This window comes from Dehalococcoidales bacterium, assembly GCA_041652735.1.
In the GTDB taxonomy this organism is placed as follows: Bacteria; Chloroflexota; Dehalococcoidia; order Dehalococcoidales; family RBG-16-60-22; genus RBG-13-51-18.
In genome coordinates, this window is record JBAZGT010000005.1 from 17,870 (window position 1) to 41,172 (window position 23,303).

Consider the following 23,303-nt stretch of genomic DNA (forward strand, 5'->3'; position numbering starts at 1 on the left):
TAACCCTCGTTTCTTGCCGGCTTTAGTCCCGGCGGTCAGGAAGCGAACTCCAGGCTCCACCTTTTTTGCGCGTAGCGCCCGAGCCCGTAAGAGATAATTCCCAGGGCCAGCCCGGCGATGACATCCAGCACGTAATGCTGTTTGGTCAGCAGCGTGGAAGCTATAATCATTATAGCAATGATGAGGGCGATTCCCCAGTACCGCGGCTGCCACAGCCTGAAATAAAAAAAGGAGATGGTGGTATAGAAAGTGTGCCCGCTGGGGGCGGCGTTTTGGGGAAAGTCATGCCGGTACAGCAGCGCCACCGCCCGGGACAAAAAATCTCCGGACTCCACCTCCGGCCTTATCACGTACGTCGGCAAGGCCAGGTAAATAATGTAGCTGACGATGGTGGCGGTCAAGAAAGAGATAAGATACGCCTCGTACCTGCCCCTGGGGGCATAGAGTGACGCCCATACCGGAAACGCGACGAACAGCACACTGCCCGCCAGGTAGGGTATAATAGCCGGCGGAAATAAAGGAATATGCTTATCGACAGGCAGCGCCAGCGCCCGCCCGCCGCTGACGAAGCGGTTGATGACGAAATATACCGCCAATAACGCCAGGATAATTACCAGCCAGAATATGCGGCGACTTGATATTTGCATCAATTAATAATATTAACATATCGGCGGGGCGGCGACTAAAGTGTTGATTCCGTCTGTATTTGGTAGCTGTGCATACCTATCCCCCAACCCCTTTCCAGCCGGGCACATTAATTGCTTTCCGGAATCTTTTCTGGCTGGAAAGGGGAGTAATAAGGAGAGGGGGCTTTGCCCCCTCTCGAAAACTCTCCCCCTTTCAAACAATTATGAGACGGCATGAAAAACTACCTGAGTTTGAAAGGGGGACAGGGGGTATGCACCTTAAATAACAACCAAAATTTAACCGGATGCCGTTTGACGATATATCGGCAAATAACTATAATCTAGGGAAAGACCGCCGTAACCGGTAAAAAACAGGAGGGACAAATGGATCTTAAAGAGTTTTTACGCATGCAGATTGAAGGGATGGGCATGGGGCTGAAAAGGGCCACCGACGGCCTGACGCAGAAAGAAATCGAGTGGCAGCCGGCCTGCGGCTGTAACTCCATCGGCTTGATTCTTTTCCACATCGCCAAGTCAGAGGACTCCTTTATCCAGAAGACGCTGAAGGGCGGCGCGGAGCTTTACGAGAGCGGCCAGTGGTACACCAAGCTCGGGCTGGACTTAAAGGAAGCCGGCGCTCACTACACCGTGGACCAGGTCAACGCTTTCAAGGTGCCCAAGCTGGCTAAAATCCTGGCTTACCAGGCCGCCGTCCGCAAGGCCACGCTGGCCTATGTCAGCAAGATGAAAGCAGCCGACCTGGATAAGGTGATGAAAATGCCCTGGGGCGAGATGCCCGCCGCCATGATTCTTTCCCTGGTCATCAGCCACGCGTCCCAGCACCTGGGGGAGGTCTCTTACCTGCGCGGTTTACAGCGCGGCATGGACAAGTAAGGGCTTACTTTCCGGCGCTTAAATACATCAATATTGCCCCGCAGGCGGCCACGTTGAGGCTCTCCGCCTTTTCCGGCGCCACCGGTATGCGCACGCGGCAATCGGCGGCGGCCAGCAGCTCCGGGGAAAGCCCGGCGGCCTCGTTGCCCAGCGCCAGCACCAGCTTTTCCCGGCCCGGCAGGACGTCCGGCGCGGTATCGCCTTTAAGGTCGGCGGCGGCCAGGCTATAGCCCTGCTTCTTTAGCGTTTGCGCCATTTCCCGGTATTGCGCCGTGCGCCGCAGCCAGACGGAAAGCACCGTTCCGGCGGAGGCCTGCACGCACTTGGGGGAGAGGGGGTCGGCGGAGCTTTCGGTAAGAATCACGCCGTCATAGTCCAGGGCGGCGGCGGTGCGGATTAAAGTGCCGGCGTTGCCGGGGTCCTGGATATCCTCCAGCAGCAGGATGCGGCGGCCGGGATTTTGGGGAAGGGCATCCGTATAAACATCCGCCGGCTGGCGGACGATAGCCATGATGCCCTGCGGCGTCTGCGCCGAGCTGATATAGCGGAACTGGGCGGCGCTGACCCGGCCTTGCGGGTAGGGGCGGAAATGGGGCGGGGCCTCATCCACGGACACTATTTCCAGGATAGCGTCCGGCTGCGCGGCCATTACCTGGCGGATGGCTTTGTCCCCCTCCACCGGGAACGCGCCCGCCTCCAGCCGGCCTTTTCTATCGGCCAGACCGCGGTACCATTTCAGGGATTTCAGCGGCGTTGCCATGGCTTGATAAACCGTCCCCCGCTATAAACAATACCACACCCGGGAGTCAGTCTGAAAACATGTTCCGCGGGTGTGGTTTTATGACGTTATTATCCGGCGGACCGCGCCTATTCGTCTATGGCTTTGGCCATCTGGAGCTCTTTGATCAGGTCCTCGATGGTGATGGCCGCGGTGGTCAGCGGCTGCATGGTGCCGCGGGAGCCCAGTGAAGAGGCCACCCTGGCGACCACGGTGTTGTTCGGCGCTTCCAGGATATTGACGAAGTCGTATTCGCCCAGCAGCGCGTACTGGGTGATTATCCTGGCGCCCATGTCCTCGACCTCTTTGTTGACTTCCCAGAGTCGGCCGGGATTGCGCATCAGGGTCTTTCTTCCGGAATCCGTTAGCTTGGTAAGCATCATGTAATACGGCATTTCATTCTCCCTTTATACCCCGCTTACGCCGCGGCGTATAGATGAGACTATCTTACAACAACGATGATTAGCTGTCAATAACGCGTATTTTGAATATTTTGGGGGGATTTTTGCCTCACCGCCCCGGATTCCCCCCCGCGGTCAGCGGAGAGGCCGTATTGCTTTTAGAAAATAGTGGAAAACCGGCAGGCGTCCGCCGCCCGGCTATTTCCAGCCGGTGAGATGATAGACCACCACGCTCTCCGCCTTGCCCTTGAAAGCCTGCGGCTCCAGCGGCGTGGCCTCGATATGGTCTTTAATCTGGCGGTAGGTCTCCGGGCCGAGCCATACCTCGGTGCCGGGGGTGGCGGAGCAAATGCGGGAGGCCAGGTTGACGGCGTCGCCGATTACCGTGTATTCGGTGCGGCCCGATGAGCCCACGTTGCCGGCCAGCACGTCCCCGGTATTGATGCCGATGCCGAACTGCACCCGCGGCAGGGAAGCGTCTTTGGCCTGCATCTCGCTGATAGCCTGCTGGGCTTCCCAGGCCGCCTTGGCCGCCAGCCGCGCGTGTTCCGCCTGGGCCTGGGGGGCGTTCCATACCGCCATGATATTGTCCCCGGCGAACTTGTTGACCATGCCGCTGTTGGCCAGCACTTTATCTATCATCACGGAGAGATAGGTATTCAGCATGTGCACGATTTCTTCCGGGGACATCTGCTCGCTCATCTTGGTGAAGCCGCGGATATCAGCGAAGAGAATGGTCGTTTGCCGGCGCTCGCCGCCCAGCTGCAAAGTGCCGCTGTCCGCCAGGTTGAGAATCTGGTCGGCCACCTGCGGCGAGACGTACCTGCCGAACAAATCTTTGACGAAGCGCTTGTCCGACTGCGCGTAGATAATCATGGCGATAATGCTGGTGATGTACACGAAAATCAGCATTATCGGCGGATAAAGCAGGTTGAGTATATGGCCGCGGTCGAAGGCGAAAAAGCTGATGACCAGGTAGCCGATAAACAGCCCCGCGGTCAAAAGCCCGCCCCACTTTAGCTTGATGAAGGGCAGCGCCAGCGCGGTGATGACCAGCAGCAGGAGCATAATCCAGAGCGTGGTCAAATTACCGGCCTCGGTCAGGAACAGGCTGCGCAGGATGGTGTCCATGGTGGCGGCGTGGATGTAAACGCCGGGGACTTTAACGGCGGAGGTGGGTATTCCCCAGGCGTCCACGTCCCCGGTGGCGGTCATGCCGATGACCACGATCTTGTTATTGACCACCTGCGGGTCGAAGCTGCCGCTGATAACGTCGCCGTAGGAAAGGTAGGGGCGGTCCTCGCCCTCGGCGGAAAAGTTGATGCGGAGCTGGTATTTTTCATCCACCGGCACATCGCGCGCCAGCAGGTGCAAAGCGCCGTTCTCCCGTACGTACTCCTCCGGGAAAGGCATATTGAACAGGGTATGCAGCATGGCCAGGCTGAAGGAGGGGAAAACGTTTCCGGACTCGTCCCGGGCTATCAGCGGCAGGCGCCGCACCTTGCCGTCCCGGTCCGGGATGATATTGGCGTGGCCGGTAGCCGCGATGACATTCCAGAAAGCCGGCACCGGCGCCAGGAAATAATCGTAGGTGATGGTGCTGTCGATAAGCGGCACGGCCCTGGAGCCGACCACCGGCAGCACGACGTTGCCGGCGTTGGCGATGGCGGCGGCCAGCTGTGTGTCATGGGCCGAGGCATCCACGAAAAGGACATCGTACCCGATTACCTTGGCCCCGGCGGCGCTCAGATTATTTATGGCCTGGGCGTGCAGGTCCCGGGACCAGTCCGACCACTTGCCGTAGGTCTGCAAAGTGGCGTCATCTATGCCGATGACCACGATATTGGGGGAGGGAGCTTCAGCGGTAAAGAGCTGGTCCGTCAGCCACAGCTGTACGCTGGCAAACGGCTGCACGAAGGTGGTAAAAAGGATAAAGACCAGGCCGACGGCCAGGAGCGCCGCTATATGAGAGCGCCATTTGCTCTGCCGCCGGTTGACCGTTTTTTTACTGGTTCCAGTTTTGGCTGACATTAAGCGCCGACTTCCTGTTCAGGCTAAGAGTAATGGGTTACCGTAAAGGTAAGTTCCAGCGTTACGGAGTGGCCCAGGCTGTCCGTCACCTCTATAGTAAATGTGTACGGCCCTTCCAGGTCTGGCGTACCTGAGATGATATTGTCTACCAGTTCAAGGCCGCTGGGAAGTTCACCGCTGCTTATTTGCCAGGTATACGGACCGGTGCCGCCCAAAGCCGTTAATGTCAGTGAATATGGGTCCCCAACGTTGGGCTGACTGTATTCGCCCAGGCTGATGGCCATCACGACCACGCTGGCTACATCCGTGGCGGTGGCGTGCCCCTCGCCGTACATGATGTTGCCGCTGGCCTGGGCGGAGTTGCTCAAAGTGCCGATGTCCCCCTCCGTGGCGGTATGGACGGAGGTGAACTCCCAGGTTTCGTTAAAGTCCAGGATGCCGTCGCTGTCCAGGTCGCCGCTATGGTAAACGGCCGCGCCGGTGACGTTGTCCGTCACGGTGATTTCGTTCAAAAGGTTGGTGCCGGTATTGGTGACCAGGTAGGTATAGGTGATGTTATCGCCAACGTAGGCGACGGCGGCGGATGGCGTCTTGACGATGGCGATGTCAGGCTCGAAACCGGAGGCGTTGCCGGAAGGCCATTCTATCATGGCGGCGTTCCAGGTATCATCTTCATTTTCCAGCAGGTGGGTGCCTTCCCATACCTTGACCCCGTTTATCCAGATTTTCACCGTGGCGTTGGTGGGGACATCCCCGCTGAAATAATAGACATCGAAATAGTAGATGCCTTCATAAGAGGGCTGGAGCAGGGTGATGTTCTCCGGGCCGTAGCCGGAGGTTACATCCGTGTCCAGGGACGGGTTATCCGTGGTAACACCCTCGGCTCCCCAGTCCGGGTTGGGATTACCGAAGTAGCAATCGCCGGTACTTTGCCATTCCGCGCCGGGGCGGAGGAAATGAGAGTCCAGGTCCGTATTGTCGGTATCCCAGGTCAATTCCACCCAGATGCCGTAAATGGGAATATCGGCGTTGACGGTGATGGTATCGCTGGCTATATCCTGGCCGTCGGTAGCGGAAACGATGATAACGTTCACGCCGTTGGAGATATTTTCATTCAGGTTGAAACCACCGCCGTTAAAGGCTATGGCGTGGGTCTCCCCGTTGATGCTGATGTTGCCGCTGACAGCGGTGTTACCGATCAGGCCCTGTATATTAATCGTCCTGGTGGAGACGGCGGCCCCGTCCGCCGGGGTGGTGATTATCACGTAAAGACCGGAAAGTATAACCACCTGGGCGTGGTCCGTGCTGATGATGCTGAATTCATAGGAAGGAATATTCGCGGAAAAGGTAGCGCTGTTGACCAGCGGTGTTGCGTCACCCTCGCCGACTACATGGGCGGCGGTGAAAGTCCAGGTTTCGCCCGGGTCCAAAAGAGAGTTGGCGTTGGCGTCACCTCCCGCGTAGACTGGCGTGTCGGCGATGTTATCCGTCACCCGGACGTTAGCCAGGACCAGATCCCCGGTATTGGTGATGAAGTAGGTATAGGTGATTGTCTCGCCCATGGCCGCCTGCGCGCGGTCGGGGTTTACCCCGGTGGTCACGCTGGCTTTATATACCGGCGCGGGCGGGGTGGTGGTGGGCGGCGTTTCTATAGGCTCCGGCTGGCCGGGTTCCTGTCCGGGGACGATGGTAACTTGATAGCCTTCCGGAATGATTACCTCTTTACCCTGGGCGTAGACCCGGATATCGCCGTGCTGGTTGCCGACGATGGTGGTGCCGTCACTCATCACGGTGACCGTCATGGTGCTGCCGCGCACGGCGGCTACGGCGGACTGGGTTTCTATCTCGTAGGTGGAGGCGGAGTCGGTCAGTTTATTGACCCGGCTCACCGTGGTGCCGATAAACTGCGTCATATGGATGGTGGTGGAGCCGGTGGCGGAGAGGCTTATGCTGTCAAAAGCAATCTCGGTGCCCGCTTCGAGCTCGATAGTGCTGCCTTCGAAGAAGGTAATCTCGGCGCTGGAGTCCGGCCCGGATTTCAGCGTGTCGCCGGGTTCCAGGGTAGTGCTTGCCTCAACCCTTACCCACGTGGTGGTGCCGGCCCGCTGGACAAAGACATCGCCGCCGGTCAGGGAAAGCACCGTTTGCGGCGTGGCGGGCTCGGGCGGGGTGGTCGCCGGCGGTGTGGTGGCTGGAGGAGTGGTGGCCGTGGGGGTGGGCGTAGGTGTCCCCGATGGCGCGGGCGTCGTTATTGACGGCGCGGGGGTGGTCGCCGACGGCGTCGGCGAAGACTCGCTTTTCGTACACCCCCCGAAGGCGATGATGCCCACCAGCAAAACGATGAGCAGCGTAGTCAAGACTTTTTTCCCGGGGAACCAGCGGCTTAGTTTCATATATTTCTCCTGTTGCGCAGCCTGAACCGGCTAAAAGTCCGGATTATGGTCCGGCGGCGGAATGGCGGGCGTTGCAACGCGCAGCCTTGCCTTTCGTCCCTGTTTCTGATATTCTTTTAGCCGAAAGTAAGTTACTCCGTTTACCAAAGTTACGCCTGAAACGGAGTAGACATTTACGCTTCAGTATAATTCCACGCAGGTGAGTTGTCAACACCGCCTGAGGCTGGGGGCGGCATCAGGGGGTGGCAAATGGACGGTTACTTTAACGGTAATGCAAAGAAAAATTTTAGCCGACCGGAAAATTTAAAGCCCCGGGGCGCGATGGATGTATAAAAAGTATATCTGGTGCGTCATCATCCTGGCGGTCATCGTCATTGTGGGCTCCGTGGGGTACTGGCTCATCAGCGGCGGCGGCTACCCTTTCTTCGACTATATCTACATGACGGTGATAACCATCACCACCATCGGCTTCGGTGAGGTGATTGACCTGGCCGGCAACACCGGCGGCCGGATATTCACCGTCTTTATCGCCCTCTCCGGCATCGGGGTGCTGGCTTATATCATCACCAATTTGACCGCCACCGTCGTGGAGGGGCAGCTGACCAAGTCATTCAGGAGGCGCAGGATGGAAAAATTCGCCGAGAAAGCCAGAGGCCATTACATCGTCTGCGGCATGGGCTGGGCCGGCCATCACATCGTCCACGAGCTGCGGGAGACCAAGCGCTCCCACATTATTATCGACGTCGACGAAAGCAAGATAGAAAAAAGCCTGGAAACCCTGTCCGGCTCGGTGTTCATCGAGGGGGATGCCACGGACAATAATATCCTGCTAAAAGCCGGCATCGAGAAAGCGGCCGGGCTGTTCGCCGTCACGCCGGATGACAACCAGAACCTGGTCATCTGTTTTTCCGCCCGGCAGCTCAACCCGGCGCTGCGCATTGTGGCGCAGTGCAATGAAATCAAGAACCAGGATAAAATGAAACAGGCCGGGGCGGATTCCATCGTGTCCCCGGGGTATATCAGCGGGATGCGCATGGCATCGGAGATGATACGGCCCACCGTGGTGGGCTTCCTGGACCGGATGATGCGGGGCCGGGATGAAGCTTTGCGGGTGGAGGAAATAGCCGTGCCCAAGTCCTTCGCCGGCAAACCGTTTTCCTCGCTCGACCTGAAAAAGTTTCCCCGCACTTTGGTGCTGGCCATTAAAAAAGGGGATGAATGGATATATAATCCCTCCCGCAACGAATGCAGCCTCGACTGCGATGACAAGATAATCGTCATGACCACGCCGGAAGAAAGAAAAGACCTGGAGGGCTGTTTTAATCATGAACCGTAAACTTTTCCCGTTGGCTGAGGCGGGTAGGGAGGGGGGCATCGCCCGCTCATGAAAGTTACACTCCTGGGAGCCCACAGCAGCGAGACCACGGCGGCCAGGTGCATGTCTATCCTGATAGACGGCAAGCTGGCCATAGACGCCGGGTCGCTGACCTCATCGCTTTCCCTGGAAGAACAGAAAAGCCTGAACACCATTTTGCTGACCCATGCCCACTTCGACCATATCATGGACATCCCGCTACTGGCTTTAAACTCTTTCCGCATGAACGCGAGAATTGATATTTACGCCCGGCCGCACGTGCGCGCCATTATCCAGGACCACCTGCTTAACGGCCATGTCTATCCCCGGTTCCAGGGGCTGCCGGCTAAAAAGCCCACCATCAGCTTCCGCAGTATCACCCCGCTGCGCCGGAGACAGATAGCCGGTTACCAGGTGCTGGCGGTGCCGGTGAACCACGTGGAGGGCACGGTGGGCTACCAGGTAACCGACGCCCGGGGCAAATGCGTGTTTTATACCGCGGATACCGGCCCGGGACTGCACGAGTGCTGGAAGCGCGTGTCCCCTCAGCTCCTGATTATCGAGACCACCATGCCCAACGGCCAGGAGGACTATGCCCGCCGCACCGGACACCTGACGCCGGACTTGCTGCTGGCCGAGCTGACGGACCTGTGGGCGGTCAAGGGCGAGCTGCCGCGTATCGTGGTGGTGCACCGCGACCCGCTGCTGGAGGACGAGGTGGTGGAAGGGCTGGCCGCCGTGGCCAAAACTTTAAAGACGGATATCACCGTAGCCGCTGAAGGTATGCAGCTGGAGCTTTAGTGCCGGCCGTTTTTCCGGCGACGTCCCCGCCGGGCCGGAGACAAGGAGGAACAAAATGTCTACAACCAACCTGCCGATTGTACTGAGAATCCTGGACAACGAGAACCGACTGGTGGAACGCGCCGACCAGAAATCGATATCGCTGCTGTCTATCCTGGGCGTGTTCATGGTCTTCTTCGTCGTCTATTACCGCATTATCCCCATCAACATCTTTACCGGGGTAATAATCACCCTCTATTTCTTTTGCGCCCTGTACGCCATTGTCAGCCTGGTCATGGCCATCAGGCCCAGGATCCGGCGGGACACCATCGATACCGAGGCGAAAGACAACGCCCTTACCTGCGACCCCGCCTTCTTTACCGGCATCTGCACCTTCCCCACCGCCGCCGCCTACAAAAATACCCTCCAGGCATTGCTCCAGGACGATGCGCAGATTGCGGATATTTACATCCGCCAGATTTTCAGCGTGGCCAAGATAAACGCCGCCAAGTACCGGCATGTTCAGCGCGGCTCTATCCTGGTGATTTCCTGCCTGGCCATTGAGCTGACCATGATTGTGTACCTGTTCCTGTACTACATGGACATAGGTAAAATGCCGCCCATAACGTAGGGGATAGGGATTAGAGATTAGAGATTAGAGATTAGAGATTAGAGATTAGGGGTGAGGGGATAGGGGGAGAGGTTAGGCGTTCTTGATAAAACGGTAGCCGATGTTGCGCACCGTCTCTATGTAAGTGTGGTTGCCGTCCTCTATTTTGCCGCGGAGCCGCCGTACGTGGACATCCACCGTCCGGTCCCCGCCGAAGTAGTCATACCCCCAGATTTTATCCAGTAGCACCTGGCGGGTATAGACCCGTCCCTTGCTGGCGGCCATCAGTTTCAGCAGCTCGTACTCTTTAAAGGTCAGCTCCACCTTGCCGCCGTTGACCGTGACCTCACAGGTCACCATGTCTATGGTCAGACCGTCGCACCTTATCTCATCGGGGTTGACGCTGTCCCCGGAGCGGTGCAGCAGGCGGTTCACCCTCAAGACCAGCTCCGACTCTTTATAAGCGCCGACGATGAAGTCGTCTATCTCCGGGTGGTCGTCGAGCACGGTCAGTGCCTGTTCCGGCACCAGGGCGATGAGGGGCAGGTCCGGCCGTTTCTTCAGGCGGGAGATGAGCTTCCACTCCCGGGCATCGTCGCGGCCGCTGAGCTCCAGGATAACCAACTCCGGCGCCTGGCGGGAAAATTCGGCGGCGGCGTTATCGTAAGACACGGCGGCACAGGCGAATCCGCTCCGCGCCAGGGGCGCCTGGATGGAGAGCGCCGTTTTAGCTTCCGCGGTTACTATCAGCAAACTGGTCATCGTACCTTTTCCGGCGGGTAGCGCCGGGGCTGATGATTCACGGCTGGCAACGGTTTGCGTTAACATTATACACCCAACCCCGCCTAATAGGCATAAAGTCGGCCGTAAGGCCGGAGCCACTTGGGATACAGCTTGATGAACTTGCGGCCGAGTATTTCCGCGGCATCGTAGCCGAAGAACGCCGCGAAGGCCGTGACGTGCTCTTTCAGGACGACCATGTCTTTTTCATCGAGCCCGGCGGTGCCTACCTCTTTACCCAGTTGGAATGGGGCGACGTTGCCCTGGATGTATATGACGCCGCCGTGCATGCCCGTGCCGATGTACTTGGCGCAGTGGTTGCGGCTTTCGCCCAGGGTCAGGCCCAGCATAATCAGCACGCCGCCGGCCATATATTCGCCGACAAAGTCCTGCGCCGTCCCGCCGATGACGAGAACCGGCTTCTTTTCCTTATATTCCTTCATGTGGATGCCGGCGCGGTAGCCCACGTCCCCGCGGATATAGATTTTGCCGCCCCGCGCGGAAAGCCCCACCGTATCACCGGCGCGGCCGTGGACCACTATCTGCCCCTCGTTCATGGTGTGGCCGCAGCCGTCCTGCGCGTTGCCGTGGACGGTGATGCGCGGCCCGTTCATGAAAGCGCCCAGGTCGTTGCCGGGGGTGCCGTGTATCTCCAGTTCCACCGGCTGGTTCAGGTCGGTGCCCAGGTAGCGCTGGCCGTGAACGTTACGCAGCTCTATTTTCCCGGCCCCGGCCGCCACCAGCTCCCGCAGGCGGGTATTGAGGTCCCGGTAGTAAACGCCGGCGGTATCGATAGTGGTTACGGATTCTTTAATCATAGTCGTCGTCATATCAGTTACCTGCCATTCTTATGCCCAGTATATTCAGCTCGGTATCGGACAGGCCGATGCCGCGCAGGTGCAAACGGTTGCCGCGCAGACTTTCCAGGGCGTTGACGCCCAGCCCGCCGAGTATATCTTTCAGCTCGATGCTCCAGCCGCGGAGCAGGTTGGCCGCCCGCCGCGCCCCTATTTCCGGGTTGATACGCTTGGTCAGGCGGAGGTCCGTGGTGCAGATGCCCCAGGCGCACTTGCCGGTATGGCACTGCTGGCAGACGTGGCAGCCCAGTGAGATTAATGCCGCCGTGCCGATGTTGACCGCGTCCGCCCCCAGGGCGATGGCCTTGGCGATATCGCCGCTGTTGCGGAAGCCGCCGGAAACGACGATGGACGCCAGGTGCCGGATGCCTTCCTGCCGCAAGCGACTATCGATGGAGGCCAGCGCCAGCTCGATGGGGATGCCCACGTTATCGCGGATGACCTTGGGCGCCGCCCCGGTCGCCCCCCGCAGCCCGTCGATAACCACGATGTCCGCCCCGCCCCGCACGATGCCGCTGGCGATGGCGGCGGCGTTGTGGACGGCGGCTATTTTCACGGCTATGGGCTTGGTATAGTTGGTCGCCTCTTTCAGGGCGTAAATCAGCTGTGACAGGTCTTCGATGGAGTAGATATCATGGTGGGGGAAGGGCGAAAGCGCATCGGTGCCTTCCGGAATCATGCGGGTAAGCGAGACCTCGGCGCTGACTTTCTCGCCGGGGAGGTGTCCGCCGATGCCGGGCTTGGCGCCCTGCCCGATTTTAATTTCCACGATACGCCCGGCGTTAAGGTATTCCGAATGTACGCCGAAGCGCCCGGACGCCACCTGGACGATGGCGTTCTGCCCGTACTTGATAAGGCTGGGGTGCAGGCCGCCCTCGCCGGTGTTCCAGAGGGTGCCGGTTTCCGTGGCCGCCCGCGCCAGGGACTCCTGGGCATTCAGGCTGATGGAGCCATAGGACATGGCGGAGAACATGACGGGCATTTCCAGCCGGACCTGCGGCGGAATTTTGGTCTTCAGTTTGCCGCTGGCGTCCACCTCGACGCGCTCCGGCTTGCGGCCCAGATAGGTGGTCAGTTCCATCGGCTCGCGGAGCGGGTCGATGGACGGGTTGGTCACCTGGCTGGCGTTGAGCACTAAATGGTCCCAGTAAATGCGCTGCCCTTTGTCATCGCCCATGCCGGTAAGCAGCACGCCGCCGGTCTCCGCCTGCTTGGTGATGTCCTCGATGATATCCGGCCGCCAGTTATAGTTGCCGCGGTAGTCCAGCGGGTTGTAGGTCACTCTTAAAGCGTTGGTGGGGCAGAACACCTCGCAGCGGTGGCAGCCCACGCAGTTTTCTTCCTTGCTCTTGATTTTGTCCTCTTCGGCATCGTAATAGTTGGCGCCGAAGCTGCACTGGTTGACGCAGACCTGGCAGCGGATGCAGCGTTCGTCGTCACGGTGTATTAAAAATTTGGATGTTAGTAAAGTTTTCATTTCAGTTTCCTCTTAAGTTTCCTCTCCCCTCCGCGGGAGAGGATTAAGGCGAGGGGGTACCCGAATCCCTCTCGCCTCTCCCTTTATTAAAGGGAGACGATATCATTTTCCCGGTACTATGTTCCTTATTTAACCTTTACTATTGTCCCTCTTTGAAAAAGAGGGATTAAGGGAGATTTTTTAACGCTTTCCCCCTCTCCTCCCCGGGATTCTTCGCTTCGCTCAGCATGAAAATCCAGGCAAATCCCTTCAAACTAATAGTCCTTACCGCGCCGCCGCTTTCTCTTTAGCTTTGGTCATGGGCCGGGCCGCCGACTTCAGCCGCGCGATGACCGGCTCCCCGCCCACCGGGCTCCAGACGTTGTCCAGCTCCGGGCTGACCAGGCGGATGGCGGATTCCTCGGAAGAGAGATAGACCATATCGCCCTTTTCCCCCACCACCATGGGCCGCAGCCGGATGCGGTCGGTCAGGCCGATCATCTCCCCGCTGTGGGCGATGATAATGGCGAAGGGCCCGTTCAGCAGCAGGCTGCCGTAAGTCAGCCGCAGCGCGCTGTCGAGCTCCCGCTCGGCCTCCGGCATCCGCCCGATGTCGTCCCAGAAGGGCGCCGCCAGCACTTTAACGGCTATTTCCAGCGGCAGGTTATGCTTGCGCATCAGCAGGTCCACCGCGTAGGCTATTACCTCCGTGTCCGTCTGCATGGTGCACTGGTAGCCGAACTGCTCCAGGTAGCGGCGGTTGATGCCGTAAGAGGAGATTTCCCCGTTATGCACCACCGTCCAGTCCAGGATGGAGAAGGGGTGCGCGCCGCCCCACCACGCCGCCGTATTGGTGGGGAACCGCCCGTGGGAAGTCCACAGGTAGCCTTTATATTCCTCCAGGCGGAAGTATTCCGCTATTTCCTCCGGGAAGCCCACCCCCTTGAAAACGGCCATGTTCTTGCCGCTGGAGAATACGAAGCTGTCATTGGCGCTGGTGTTTATCTGCATCACCTTGGACACCACGTAATCGTCCGCGGAAAGCTTTTCCGTCAGGGTGTCCGGGACATCCACGTAATAGCGGTAGACCAGCGGCGGGTTCTTGATGGCCGCCGTGGCGCGGGTGGGCACCTCTTCCTGGTAGGCTACCGTAAAATTGTCCCGCAAAAACGCCTCGGTGTCCTGCTTGTCCCGTCCGCTCAAATACATCAGGTGCAGCGCGTACTTGTCCGCGTGCTCCGGGTACAGGCCGTAAACGGCGAAGCCGCCGCCCAGCCCGTTGCCGCGGTCGTGCATGTTGGCGATAGCCCGGATAACGCCCTCCCCGGAAAAGCGCCGGCCGGACTTGTCCATCGCGCCGAATATGGAGCAGGCGTCGATTACTTTATCGTCGCCGAAGGTGTTATTAATGCGCAGGAAGTTTTTCATGGGAAATCCTTTCCGGGAAATACTAGTGTCCGGTGACGGCTGCCGCCGGCTTTTCCGCCGCGGCGGGCCTGGCCAGCTTGGAGCGCCATAGCGACTCCGGCAGGGAAGCCAGGCCGAAATCATCGGCCACGAGGGCTTGCTTGAAGGCGGAAACGTCCGCGCCGTCTTTCATCAGGTTATAGACAATCCCGGACTTCTCGATATCCCCGGCGTAAATAAGCCCCGCCAGTTTGCCGTTTTTCAGTATTACCTTGCGGTAAATGCCGTCCCGCCGGTTTATCAGCGTTTCATAAGAGTTGTCCGGGGAAACGACCAGCCCGGCCGATACCACGTTAACGCCGAAGTATTTCAAAGCGTTCATGGCGGTGCCGCCTTTATATTCGGTGGGCTGCCCGGCCATGTTGAGCCCGGCCACCCGTCCCCCCTCGTAGGCGTTGGGCCAGATGGGGGTGAGGCGGTTGTTGCCGGTAACGAAGTCGAAAGCCTCGGCCACATCGCCGCAGGCGTAAATATCCTTTTCCGAAGTCTCCATGTGGCGGTCGACGGTGATGCCCCGGCCGGTCTTGATGCCGGTCCCGGTCACCAGGTCCAGGCGCGGCCGCACGCCGATGGCCGCGATTACCATCTCGCAGTGTATCAGCCGCCCGTCGTCCAGGGTCACGCCGCTGACCTCGCCGCGCAGGTTGCTGTTAATCCTGGTCACGGTATGCCCGGTGATGATGGTCACGCCGGCCAGCAGCAGCGCCGTGGTTTCCATGGCGGAGGCCTCTTCATCCAGGATGGTGTTCAGGATGCGGTCTTTCATCTCCACGATAACCACGTCCATGCCCCGCTTCATCAGCGCTTCCGTGACGCTCACGCCGATAAGCCCCCCGCCGATGACCACCGCCTTGAGCCGCCGGTGCGGGTTGAAGGCCGCGTCTATGGCTTTGGCGTCATCGAGGCGGTTAAAGGTAAACACGTTCTTAAGGTCGATGCCTTCCGTATTGGGCACGATGGGCGTGCCGCCGGTCGCCAGCAGCAAATGCTCCCAGGTCAGCATCAGTCCGCTGGCCAGGGCGGCGGTGCGGGCGTCGGGGTTTATCTTGAGCGCTTTATCGCCCAGGATGGCCCGCGCCCCGTTCTTCTCGTAAAAATCCGGCTTGCGGTACAGCATCCGGTCGATGGGCCCGGGGTGCGCCAGGTAGTCCGAGATAAGCGGCCGGGAATAGGCGGGGTAGGGCTCATCGGAGACGATGGCGAGCGTGCCCGCCGTGTCCGCCTCGCGTATAGCTTCCGCCGCGCCGATAGCGCCGGCCGAGTTGCCGATAATCAGATACTCTAATTTTTTCACTGTCATTTGAATCACCTGAATGTGGGGATATTTTTAGATGTCCGCGTAGACCAGGGCCTCGTTGGGGCAGTTGGCCACGCAGACCGGTATTTCTTCGTCCTGGCAGAGGTCGCACTTGACCATCACCTTTTTCACGTTATCCAGCCTGGGCACGCCGAGCGGGCAGGCCAGGGCGCAGGTGCCGCAGCCGATGCAGCGCTCTTCATCCACCTCTATCAGGGAGGTTACGGGGTCGCGCGATAAAGCGCCGGTGAGGCAGGCGCGGAGGCAGGGGGCGTCCACGCAGTGCTGGCAGCGCACGGAGAGGGAGACGACGCCGCTTTCATCCACGCGGAGGCGGGGGATGGCGCGGGGGCTCTCTTTTTTGTAGGCTTTGACCAGGTCTTGGGTGCCGGCGTGCTTCTGTAGGCAGTAGACCTCGCAGAGGTGGCAGCCGATGCAGACCTTGTCCTTGATAATGACCTGTTTCATATTGCCCCCAAAAGATGCGGAATGCGGCAACCGATTACCGCATGTTAATAATATCAAATTACAAATGGTTTGTCAATACCGCCCGTATGAAATATTTATTGCGGGAGGCCGGGGTGGCGCCGTAGCGCCGGTACTACTGCCGGTTGTGAAGACGGCGGCGTTATTTACCCCGCCCCCCTTTACCGGAAAGACCCGCCGCGCCGGGAAAAATCTGTAGCGGACGGTACCCGTTAACGTTACCTGCCTTTATTAACAAAAAATTTAGGCATTTCATAGCTGTGTTTATGTTTTATTTACATCCTTGAGACTAATATTACCTTAGAACTAATCTATAGTAACGGATGTAGTAAAATTGGTGGAACGAGTCATCGTCAGGAGAATAAGGAGCAGCCGGCAGCGTTCGGCGTTCCCCGGCGCGCAGGGCAGCGGCATCAAGCTGCTGAATGAGGAAATCGCCCGGCGGTTCAACCCGGCCATGCTGGACCTGGGCGATGTCAACATGCCTTGCCAGGAAAAAGAGGCGGTAGCCGCCGTCTTCGACCTTACCGGCTTCACCAATTTCTGCAACCAGGTGGACGCCTACCTGGCTATACCCCGCTTCCTCAATAAATTCCTGGACTGGTTTTTTACCAGCATCAAGGAAGGCATGACCGAGGAAAACGACGGCACCCGCAGCACCTTCTGGATGGAGCTGCCCGTGCTCGTTAAGTTCCTGGGCGATGGGCTGCTGGTGGTCTGGGACGCCCACCATCTGACGGAAGAGCAAATATGCCGCCGGACTATGCCCGGATGTTCGTACCCAAATACGTTTCCATCAAGGGAGCGGGGGGAGGACGAGCAGGTCTGGGTAGCTAGAGATGAATTTGAACGGTTGCCGGAAAGGACCCGGCAGCATTACTGTTCAATGGAAACTGTAGCAGCGTTCGCCTAGCGCCGGTTGCCGGTAAACCGCTGGGAAAGACACAAGGAATATGAATATGGTGAATAGTCAAGAAATAACGCGCCCGGAATACAGTCCGCCCAGCTCGGTGGAGCAGGAGAACAGCAGCCGGCTGCAAATGATTTTTGAGATAAACCGGAGAGACCTCTCCCAGATGCGCGTGTCGAAGATGCTGGAGCAGGTCATCAGGATGACCCAGCGGACGCTTAACGCCGCCGCGGCTTCCATCCTGCTCTTCCGGGACAGCAGCCAGGAGCTGTACTTCGAGGCGGCTACCGGCACGGTTGGCAAAGCGCTGCGCCAGGTGAAACTCAATACCCAGTACGGCATCGCCGGGCAGGTGGCGCGCACCGGCAAGCCGCTTATCGTTAACGATGTCAGCCGCAGCACCAATTTCCACAAGATGATAGATGACACCACCGGCTTTACCACCAGGTCGCTGCTCTGCGCCCCGCTGAGTGTCAACAACAAGATACTCGGCGTCGTGGAAGTATTGAACAAGAAGGATGGGACTATTTTCGGCGAGCAGGACCTGGAAACGGTAATCTCCGTAGCCAACATGACGGCGATGGCTATAGATAATACCCGGACGCACCAGACTATGCTGGAAGCCTACAAAAACACCATCAAGGCTATGGCCGCGATGGTTGACGCCAGGGAGCTGTATGCCAAAGGGCATTCCCTGCGGGTGATGGAGTACATCGTCAAAGCGGGGGTGGTCCTCTGCCTCAACGCCGAGGAGTTGGAGCAGCTGGAATACGCCGGTATGATGCATGACATCGGCAAGATGGCGGTTGATTCCAGCATCTTGAGCAAGCCCGGGCCGCTGACGTCGGCGGAGTGGAAAATAATGCAGAATCACCCGCTGGCGGGCGCTGACTTCTGTTATGAAATCCCGTTCCTGGATAAGGTGGGGGAAATCGTGCTCTGCCACCATGAAAAATACGATGGCGCCGGTTATCCCAACGGCTTTAGCGGCGAGGATATACCCCTGGGGGCGCGCCTGCTGGCTGTCGCCGAAGCGTTCGATACCATGACCACCGACCGCTCTTACCGCCCCGCCATGCCCATAGACGAGGCCGTCAGGGAGCTGAACAGCTATGCCGGCAGCCAGTTCTGCCCCGTGGCCGTCAAGGCTTTGATTTCCGCGCTGCGCCTCAATACCTTGAAAGCGGCGCCCCGGGATTTAGCCCAGATGAAAGGTTTACCGGACCTGGGTAAACTGTAAAAAGGCCGCGGCGGAAGGGAAAAAGGGGAGAAATAATGGATATTCGCATTCTCGGCGCGCATAATAATGAGTCCACCGGCACCAGTTGCGTTACTTTCCTCGTGGACGGCACGCTGGCGGTAGAGGCCGGCGGCCTCACTTCCCGGCTCACCATGGAGGAGCAGCAAAAGCTGGACGCGGTCATCGTGACCCATCACCACCTGGACCATATCCGGGACATTCCCGGTCTGGCCCTTAACCTGTGCCGCCTGGGCTCCAGCCTGGACGTGTATACCACCCCGGAAGTCGGCGATGTTATCAAAGACCACATGCTGAACGCGGTGGTGTACCCGGATTTCCAGAATATACCGGAAAAGAAGCCTACGCTGGTCTTCCTGGAGATAGAGCCTTACGGCTTGCAGTGGATAGACGGCCACAGTATACTGCCGGTGCCGGTGCACCACTCCGGCCAGGCGGTAGGCTATCAAATCAGCGATAAACAAGGCAAGACTTTATTTTATACCGGGGATACGGGGCCGGGGCTCAATGAGTGCTGGCGGCATGTTTCCCCGCAGCTGTTGATTATAGAAGTAACTTTTACCAACGCCTGTGAGGAGATGGCCCGCCAAACGGGGCACCTCACGGCGCGTTTGCTGGAACAGGAGCTTGTCAGCTTCCGGGAGATTAAAGGATATCTGCCGGAGGTACTCGCCATCCACCTTGACGCCGTGCTCGAGTCCACCATCAGGGAAGAGCTGGCGGCGGTAGCGGCCAACCTGCAAATTCCCATTACCGTGGCGCGGGAAGAAATGCGGTTAACGGTCTAGAAGAAACGGTAGCATTACCGTTTCACGTAACCTTTTGGATTCGCCTTAAATGTTATTCTGAGTAATCCCGCCACGGAAGCATGACGAAGAATCCGGGGCAGTACAGAAAGCGGGTTCTTCGTTGTGCTTGGAATAACCTGCCCATACTTTCATTCCCCCCCGCCGGTGCTATCCCCCGTCCCCGGCGGACTAGTTCCCCCCCTCCCCCTGTTTAGGTATAAATGCTGACTCCCCTTGTGGTTTCATCCCTTGATATTTGCTATAGTAAATGAAATAATTAAAAAGGGCGTACTATAGAGCCCGTGATATTTTCCTCCCTTCTTCATCAACGCCCCCGGAACGCTGTCAGTGGGACGGGCGGCAGCTAAAGCGAGGCACCTTATGAGTACTGCTGAAACAAAAACAGCCGTAAAAGAGAATGTAAGCACCGCCGCCCGGGTGGACGAAATACTCAAGTCTTTCACCGGCGGGAAATCGGAGCTGATACCCATCCTCCAGCAGGTCCAGCAGGCGCTGGGCTATCTGCCGGAAGATGCGATGCGCCGCATCGCCGGGTTTGTCCGGGAGCCGGAATCCACGGTTTACGGCGTGGCTACCTTTTATGCCCAGTTCAAACTCGTCCCCACCGGCCGCAACGTGGTGCGGGTATGCCGCGGCACCGCCTGTCACGTTAAAGGCGGCGACCGTATTCTCAGGGAAGTCCAGCGCTATCTCGGCATCAAGCCGGGGGAAAGCACGCCGGACATGGAATACGCGCTGGAAACGGTAGCCTGTATCGGTGCCTGCGCGCTGGCGCCCACCATGACCATCAATAATGAGACCCACGGTGAGATGACCACCAGGAAAGTAGCGGAAATATTCGGCCAACGCAGCGAGGGAAAAGAGCATGAAAATAGCAAATGAGGGCAATGCCCCCGCTAAAAAATGCAAGGTGCTGGTCTGCCAGGGCACCGGCTGCACCTCGTCCAAGTCCGAGCAGATTCGCCTGGCCCTGGAGGACGGGGTCAAAAAAGCCGGGCTGTCCAACGTAGAGATTGATTTTACCGGCTGCCACGGCTTCTGCCAGCAGGGGCCGATTGTGGTGGTGGAGCCGGACGGCATCTTCTACGCCCACGTCAAGGTGGAGGACGCGGAAGAAATCGTAAATTCCCACCTGAAAAATAACCAGCTGGTGGAGCGGCTCTTCTATCACGACCCCGTGACCGATGAGCCCATCGCCAAATACCACGATATCAAATTTTACATGAAGCAGAAGCGCCTTATCCTGCGCAACTGCGGCCATATCAATCCGGAAAGAATCGACGACTATATTGCCGTGGAGGGCTACCGGGCGCTGAAAAAAGTCCTGACCGCCATGACGCCGCGCCAGGTTATCGACGAGGTGAAGAAGTCCGGGCTGCGCGGCCGGGGCGGGGCCGGCTTTTCCACCGGGCAGAAATGGGAGTATTGCGCCATCGAGCCCGGCGACCAGAAGTATATGATCTGCAACGCCGATGAAGGCGACCCCGGCGCGTTCATGGACCGCTCCACCATGGAGGGCGACCCCCATACCGTCATCGAGGGCATGACCATCGCCGCTTACGCCATCGGCGCCTCCGAGGGCTATATTTACTGTCGCGCGGAATATCCCCTGGCTATCAAGCGCCTCCTCATCGCCATCAGGCAGGCGGAGGAGCGCGGCTACCTCGGGGATAAAATAATGGGCACGGATTTCAGCTTCAAGATGCACGTCAAGGAGGGCGCCGGCGCTTTCGTCTGCGGCGAGGAGACCGCTCTGATGGCCTCCATCGAGGGCAAGCGCGGCATGCCGCGTTCCCGTCCCCCTTTCCCCGCCCAGTCAGGGCTGTGGGGCAAGCCCAGCACTATCAATAATGTTAAGACGCTGGCCACCATACCGGTCATTATCAACCGGGGCGCGGAGTGGTACGCCGCCATCGGCGTGGGCAAGAGCAAAGGCACCACCGTTTTCGCCCTTACCGGCAAGATTGCCAACTCCGGCCTGGTGGAAGTGCCGCTGGGCACCAAGCTCAGTGAAATTATCTTTGAAATCGGCGGGGGTATCCCCAGGGGCAAGCGTTTCAAGGCCGTGCAGACCGGCGGGCCTTCCGGCGGCTGCCTGCCTTCCTCTTACCTGAACTCGCCGGTGGACTATGAGACCCTGGCCACCGCCGGCTCCATTATAGGGTCGGGCGGCATGGTCGTCCTGGACGAGGACAACTGCATGGTGGACATGGCGCGCTATTTCCTGTCCTTCACCCAGCTGGAGTCCTGCGGCAAGTGCATCCAGTGCCGCTGGGGCACCAGGCAAATGCTGAATGTCCTGGAAGATATTACCAGCGGCAAGGGCCGCCCGGGGGATATAGATTTTCTCCTGGAATTAAGCAAAGCGGTCAGCGTGGGGTCGCGCTGCGGCCTGGGGCAGACCGCCCCCAACCCCGTTATCTCTACCATCCGCTATTTCCGTGACGAATATGAAGCGCATATCAAGAAGTTGCACTGCCCGGCGGCGGTCTGCAAGGGCCTGGTCAAGGCGCCGTGCAGCCATACCTGCCCCGCCGGCATAGACGTGCCGCGCTATATCAGGGCGGTGGCGGAGGGGGATGTTGACACCGGCCTGGCGGTCATCCGGGAAAGGATTCCGTTCCCTGCCGTCTGCGGCTACGTGTGCATCCACCCCTGTGAGGCCAAGTGCCGCCGCGGCCAAATCGACGAGCCTGTATCTATCAGGGCTTTAAAACGCTATATTTACGATAACGCCGCCAAGAACGGCGTCAAGCCTAAAATCGCCGCGCCGTCCGGCAAGAAGGTGGCGGTAATCGGTTCCGGCCCGGCCGGGCTGACCGCCGCTTACTATCTGGCCGGGCTCGGCGGGCACGCCGTGACCGTCTTCGAGGCTTTGCCGGAAGCGGGCGGCATGATGCGGGTGGGCATACCCCGCTACCGCCTCCCCGGCGATGTCCTGGACGCGGAAATCGACTATATTAAGCGGGCGGGGGTGGAGCTCAAGCTCAATACCAGGGTGGAGTCCATCGCCGCGCTGAAAGAGCAGGGCTATGACGCGGTGTTTATCGCCGCGGGCGCCCACGCCGGCCTGAAAATGCGCGTGCCGGGGGAGGAAGCACCGGGCGTCATGGACTGCGTTACCATGCTGCGGGACGTGACCCTGGGCAAAAAGGTGCGGGTGGGGGAAAAGGTGGCGGTTATCGGCGGGGGCAACGCCGCTATGGACGCCTCGCGCACCGCCCGGCGGCTGGGGGCCAAAGAGGTCACTATTTTCTACCGCCGTACCCGGGAAGAGATGCCGGCGGCGGACGATGAGATTGATGAAGCCCTGGAAGAGGGCATTAAAATAGAGTTCCTGACCAACCCGAGCAAGATTGTGAAAAGCAACGGCCACCTCACCATGACCTGCGTGCGCATGAAGCTGGGCGATATCGACGATAGCGGCCGGCCGCGCCCGGTGGTCATGGCAGGCAGCGAGTTCGATACTAATTTTGACACGATAATATCCGCCATCGGCCAGGCGGCGGACCTGCCGGAGGCGCTGGCGGTGGCTAAAAACAAGAACGGCACGGTTAAAGCCGACCCCGATACGCTGGCGGCGGACGCGGCAGGTGTCTTTGCCGGCGGGGACGTGGTCAGCGGGCCGGCCTCGGTTATCGAGGCGATTGCGGCCGGGCGCCAGGCCGCCGTATCTATCGATAAGTACCTGGGCGGTAAAGGCGTCATCGAGGAAAAGCTGACCGCGCCGGAGGTAACCCGGCCTTACGTGGCGGAGGAGGGCGGGGTGGAAAAGCGCGCCGCGGTGCCGCTGCGGGCCGCCGGTCAGCGCCTAAAAGACTTTAAGGCCGGCGAGCTGGGCTATACCCGTGCCCTGGCCGAGCAGGAAGCCTCGCGCTGCCTGCGCTGTGACCTGGAGGAAGATTAATATTGTCATTGCGGGCATAACCCGAAGCAATCCGCTATTTTACGTTGTCATTCCAGCGAAAGTAGCATACCCCGTATGTTAATCGGGGCTGGAATCCGGTTCTTTTGCTTGTCATTCCAGCGAAAGCTGGAATCCAGGGGAGGGGAAAAGGGGAGGAAATTGAAAAAATGATATCGTCTCCCTTGATAAAGGGAGATGAGAGAAGGATT

At 59.0% G+C, this 23,303-nt stretch carries 20 protein-coding genes; 9 read left to right on the forward strand and 11 right to left on the reverse strand.

Annotation, left to right across the window (positions count from 1 at the left end; all coding sequences use genetic code 11):
• Positions 1–35: 35 nt before the first annotated feature.
• Positions 36–647 (reverse strand): phosphatase PAP2 family protein, encoded by a 612-nt coding sequence (locus WC370_03015; protein ID MFA5308441.1) that lies wholly within the window; start codon positions 645–647, stop codon positions 36–38.
• Positions 648–1,010: 363 nt separating this feature from the next.
• Here WC370_03015 and WC370_03020 point away from each other — a divergent pair, with 363 nt between their 5' ends.
• Positions 1,011–1,520 (forward strand): DinB family protein, encoded by a 510-nt coding sequence (locus WC370_03020; GenBank protein MFA5308442.1) that lies wholly within the window; start codon positions 1,011–1,013, stop codon positions 1,518–1,520.
• Between the two features lie 4 nt (positions 1,521–1,524).
• Here the strand turns inward: WC370_03020 and WC370_03025 are convergent, their stop codons facing one another.
• The 4 genes from WC370_03025 to WC370_03040 form a co-directional block, all read right to left on the reverse strand.
• On the reverse strand, positions 1,525–2,280 hold the full coding sequence (locus tag WC370_03025) for an RNA methyltransferase (protein ID MFA5308443.1): 756 nt from the start codon (positions 2,278–2,280) through the stop codon (positions 1,525–1,527).
• Between the two features lie 107 nt (positions 2,281–2,387).
• Positions 2,388–2,693 (reverse strand): GYD domain-containing protein, encoded by a 306-nt coding sequence (locus tag WC370_03030; GenBank protein ID MFA5308444.1) that lies wholly within the window; start codon positions 2,691–2,693, stop codon positions 2,388–2,390.
• Positions 2,694–2,897: 204 nt separating this feature from the next.
• On the reverse strand, positions 2,898–4,730 hold the full coding sequence (locus WC370_03035) for an adenylate/guanylate cyclase domain-containing protein (protein MFA5308445.1): 1,833 nt from the start codon (positions 4,728–4,730) through the stop codon (positions 2,898–2,900).
• 23 nt (positions 4,731–4,753) lie between these two features.
• Positions 4,754–7,123, reverse strand: coding sequence for a putative Ig domain-containing protein (locus WC370_03040; GenBank protein ID MFA5308446.1), 2,370 nt, complete (start codon positions 7,121–7,123; stop codon positions 4,754–4,756).
• A 325-nt stretch (positions 7,124–7,448) separates the two neighbouring features.
• Here WC370_03040 and WC370_03045 point away from each other — a divergent pair, with 325 nt between their 5' ends.
• Genes WC370_03045 through WC370_03055 form a run of 3 tightly spaced genes read left to right on the forward strand, consistent with a single transcriptional unit; the run spans position 7,449 to position 9,888 of the window.
• The gene (locus WC370_03045; GenBank protein ID MFA5308447.1) at positions 7,449–8,459 is read left to right on the forward strand and encodes a potassium channel protein; all 1,011 of its coding nucleotides are present in this window, start codon (positions 7,449–7,451) and stop codon (positions 8,457–8,459) included.
• A gap of 48 nt (positions 8,460–8,507) precedes the next feature.
• Complete coding sequence (locus WC370_03050) at positions 8,508–9,278, forward strand: MBL fold metallo-hydrolase (GenBank protein ID MFA5308448.1); 771 nt, start codon at positions 8,508–8,510, stop codon at positions 9,276–9,278.
• Between the two features lie 55 nt (positions 9,279–9,333).
• The gene (locus WC370_03055) at positions 9,334–9,888 is read left to right on the forward strand and encodes a Pycsar system effector family protein (protein MFA5308449.1); all 555 of its coding nucleotides are present in this window, start codon (positions 9,334–9,336) and stop codon (positions 9,886–9,888) included.
• 72 nt (positions 9,889–9,960) lie between these two features.
• Here WC370_03055 and WC370_03060 read toward each other — a convergent pair whose 3' ends face one another.
• The 6 genes from WC370_03060 to WC370_03085 all read right to left on the reverse strand — a co-directional run bounded on the left by WC370_03060 (position 9,961) and on the right by WC370_03085 (position 16,192).
• Complete coding sequence (locus WC370_03060; GenBank protein MFA5308450.1) at positions 9,961–10,695, reverse strand: response regulator transcription factor; 735 nt, start codon at positions 10,693–10,695, stop codon at positions 9,961–9,963.
• Between the two features lie 17 nt (positions 10,696–10,712).
• Positions 10,713–11,477: a hypothetical protein gene (locus tag WC370_03065; protein ID MFA5308451.1), complete on the reverse strand. Its 765-nt coding sequence runs from the start codon at positions 11,475–11,477 to the stop codon at positions 10,713–10,715.
• Between the two features lies 1 nt (position 11,478).
• Positions 11,479–12,981, reverse strand: coding sequence for a glutamate synthase-related protein (locus WC370_03070; protein ID MFA5308452.1), 1,503 nt, complete (start codon positions 12,979–12,981; stop codon positions 11,479–11,481).
• Positions 12,982–13,245: 264 nt separating this feature from the next.
• Positions 13,246–14,388 carry a hypothetical protein gene (locus WC370_03075; GenBank protein MFA5308453.1) on the reverse strand — a complete coding sequence of 381 codons (1,143 nt, stop codon included), beginning with the start codon at positions 14,386–14,388 and terminating at the stop codon, positions 13,246–13,248.
• A gap of 22 nt (positions 14,389–14,410) precedes the next feature.
• A complete protein-coding gene (locus WC370_03080; protein MFA5308454.1) occupies positions 14,411–15,727 on the reverse strand; it encodes an FAD-dependent oxidoreductase in 1,317 nt (438 codons plus the stop codon).
• Positions 15,728–15,754: 27 nt separating this feature from the next.
• Positions 15,755–16,192, reverse strand: coding sequence for a 4Fe-4S dicluster domain-containing protein (locus tag WC370_03085; GenBank protein ID MFA5308455.1), 438 nt, complete (start codon positions 16,190–16,192; stop codon positions 15,755–15,757).
• A 352-nt stretch (positions 16,193–16,544) separates the two neighbouring features.
• On the opposite strand from WC370_03085, the gene WC370_03090 reads away from it, so the two are divergent.
• The 5 genes from WC370_03090 to WC370_03110 all read left to right on the forward strand — a co-directional run bounded on the left by WC370_03090 (position 16,545) and on the right by WC370_03110 (position 23,094).
• Positions 16,545–17,123, forward strand: a complete 579-nt coding sequence (locus WC370_03090; GenBank protein ID MFA5308456.1) for a hypothetical protein — start codon at positions 16,545–16,547, stop codon at positions 17,121–17,123.
• A 46-nt stretch (positions 17,124–17,169) separates the two neighbouring features.
• Positions 17,170–18,360 carry an HD domain-containing phosphohydrolase gene (locus WC370_03095; protein ID MFA5308457.1) on the forward strand — a complete coding sequence of 397 codons (1,191 nt, stop codon included), beginning with the start codon at positions 17,170–17,172 and terminating at the stop codon, positions 18,358–18,360.
• 35 nt (positions 18,361–18,395) lie between these two features.
• Entirely contained in the window at positions 18,396–19,166 is a 771-nt protein-coding gene (locus WC370_03100; GenBank protein ID MFA5308458.1) for an MBL fold metallo-hydrolase, read from the forward strand.
• Positions 19,167–19,547: 381 nt separating this feature from the next.
• Positions 19,548–20,069, forward strand: a complete 522-nt coding sequence (gene nuoE / locus WC370_03105; GenBank protein MFA5308459.1) for an NADH-quinone oxidoreductase subunit NuoE — start codon at positions 19,548–19,550, stop codon at positions 20,067–20,069.
• On the forward strand, positions 20,053–23,094 hold the full coding sequence (locus WC370_03110) for an NADH-ubiquinone oxidoreductase-F iron-sulfur binding region domain-containing protein (protein MFA5308460.1): 3,042 nt from the start codon (positions 20,053–20,055) through the stop codon (positions 23,092–23,094). Before nuoE ends, WC370_03110 begins: the two co-directional genes overlap by 17 nt.
• Positions 23,095–23,303 lie beyond the last annotated feature (209 nt).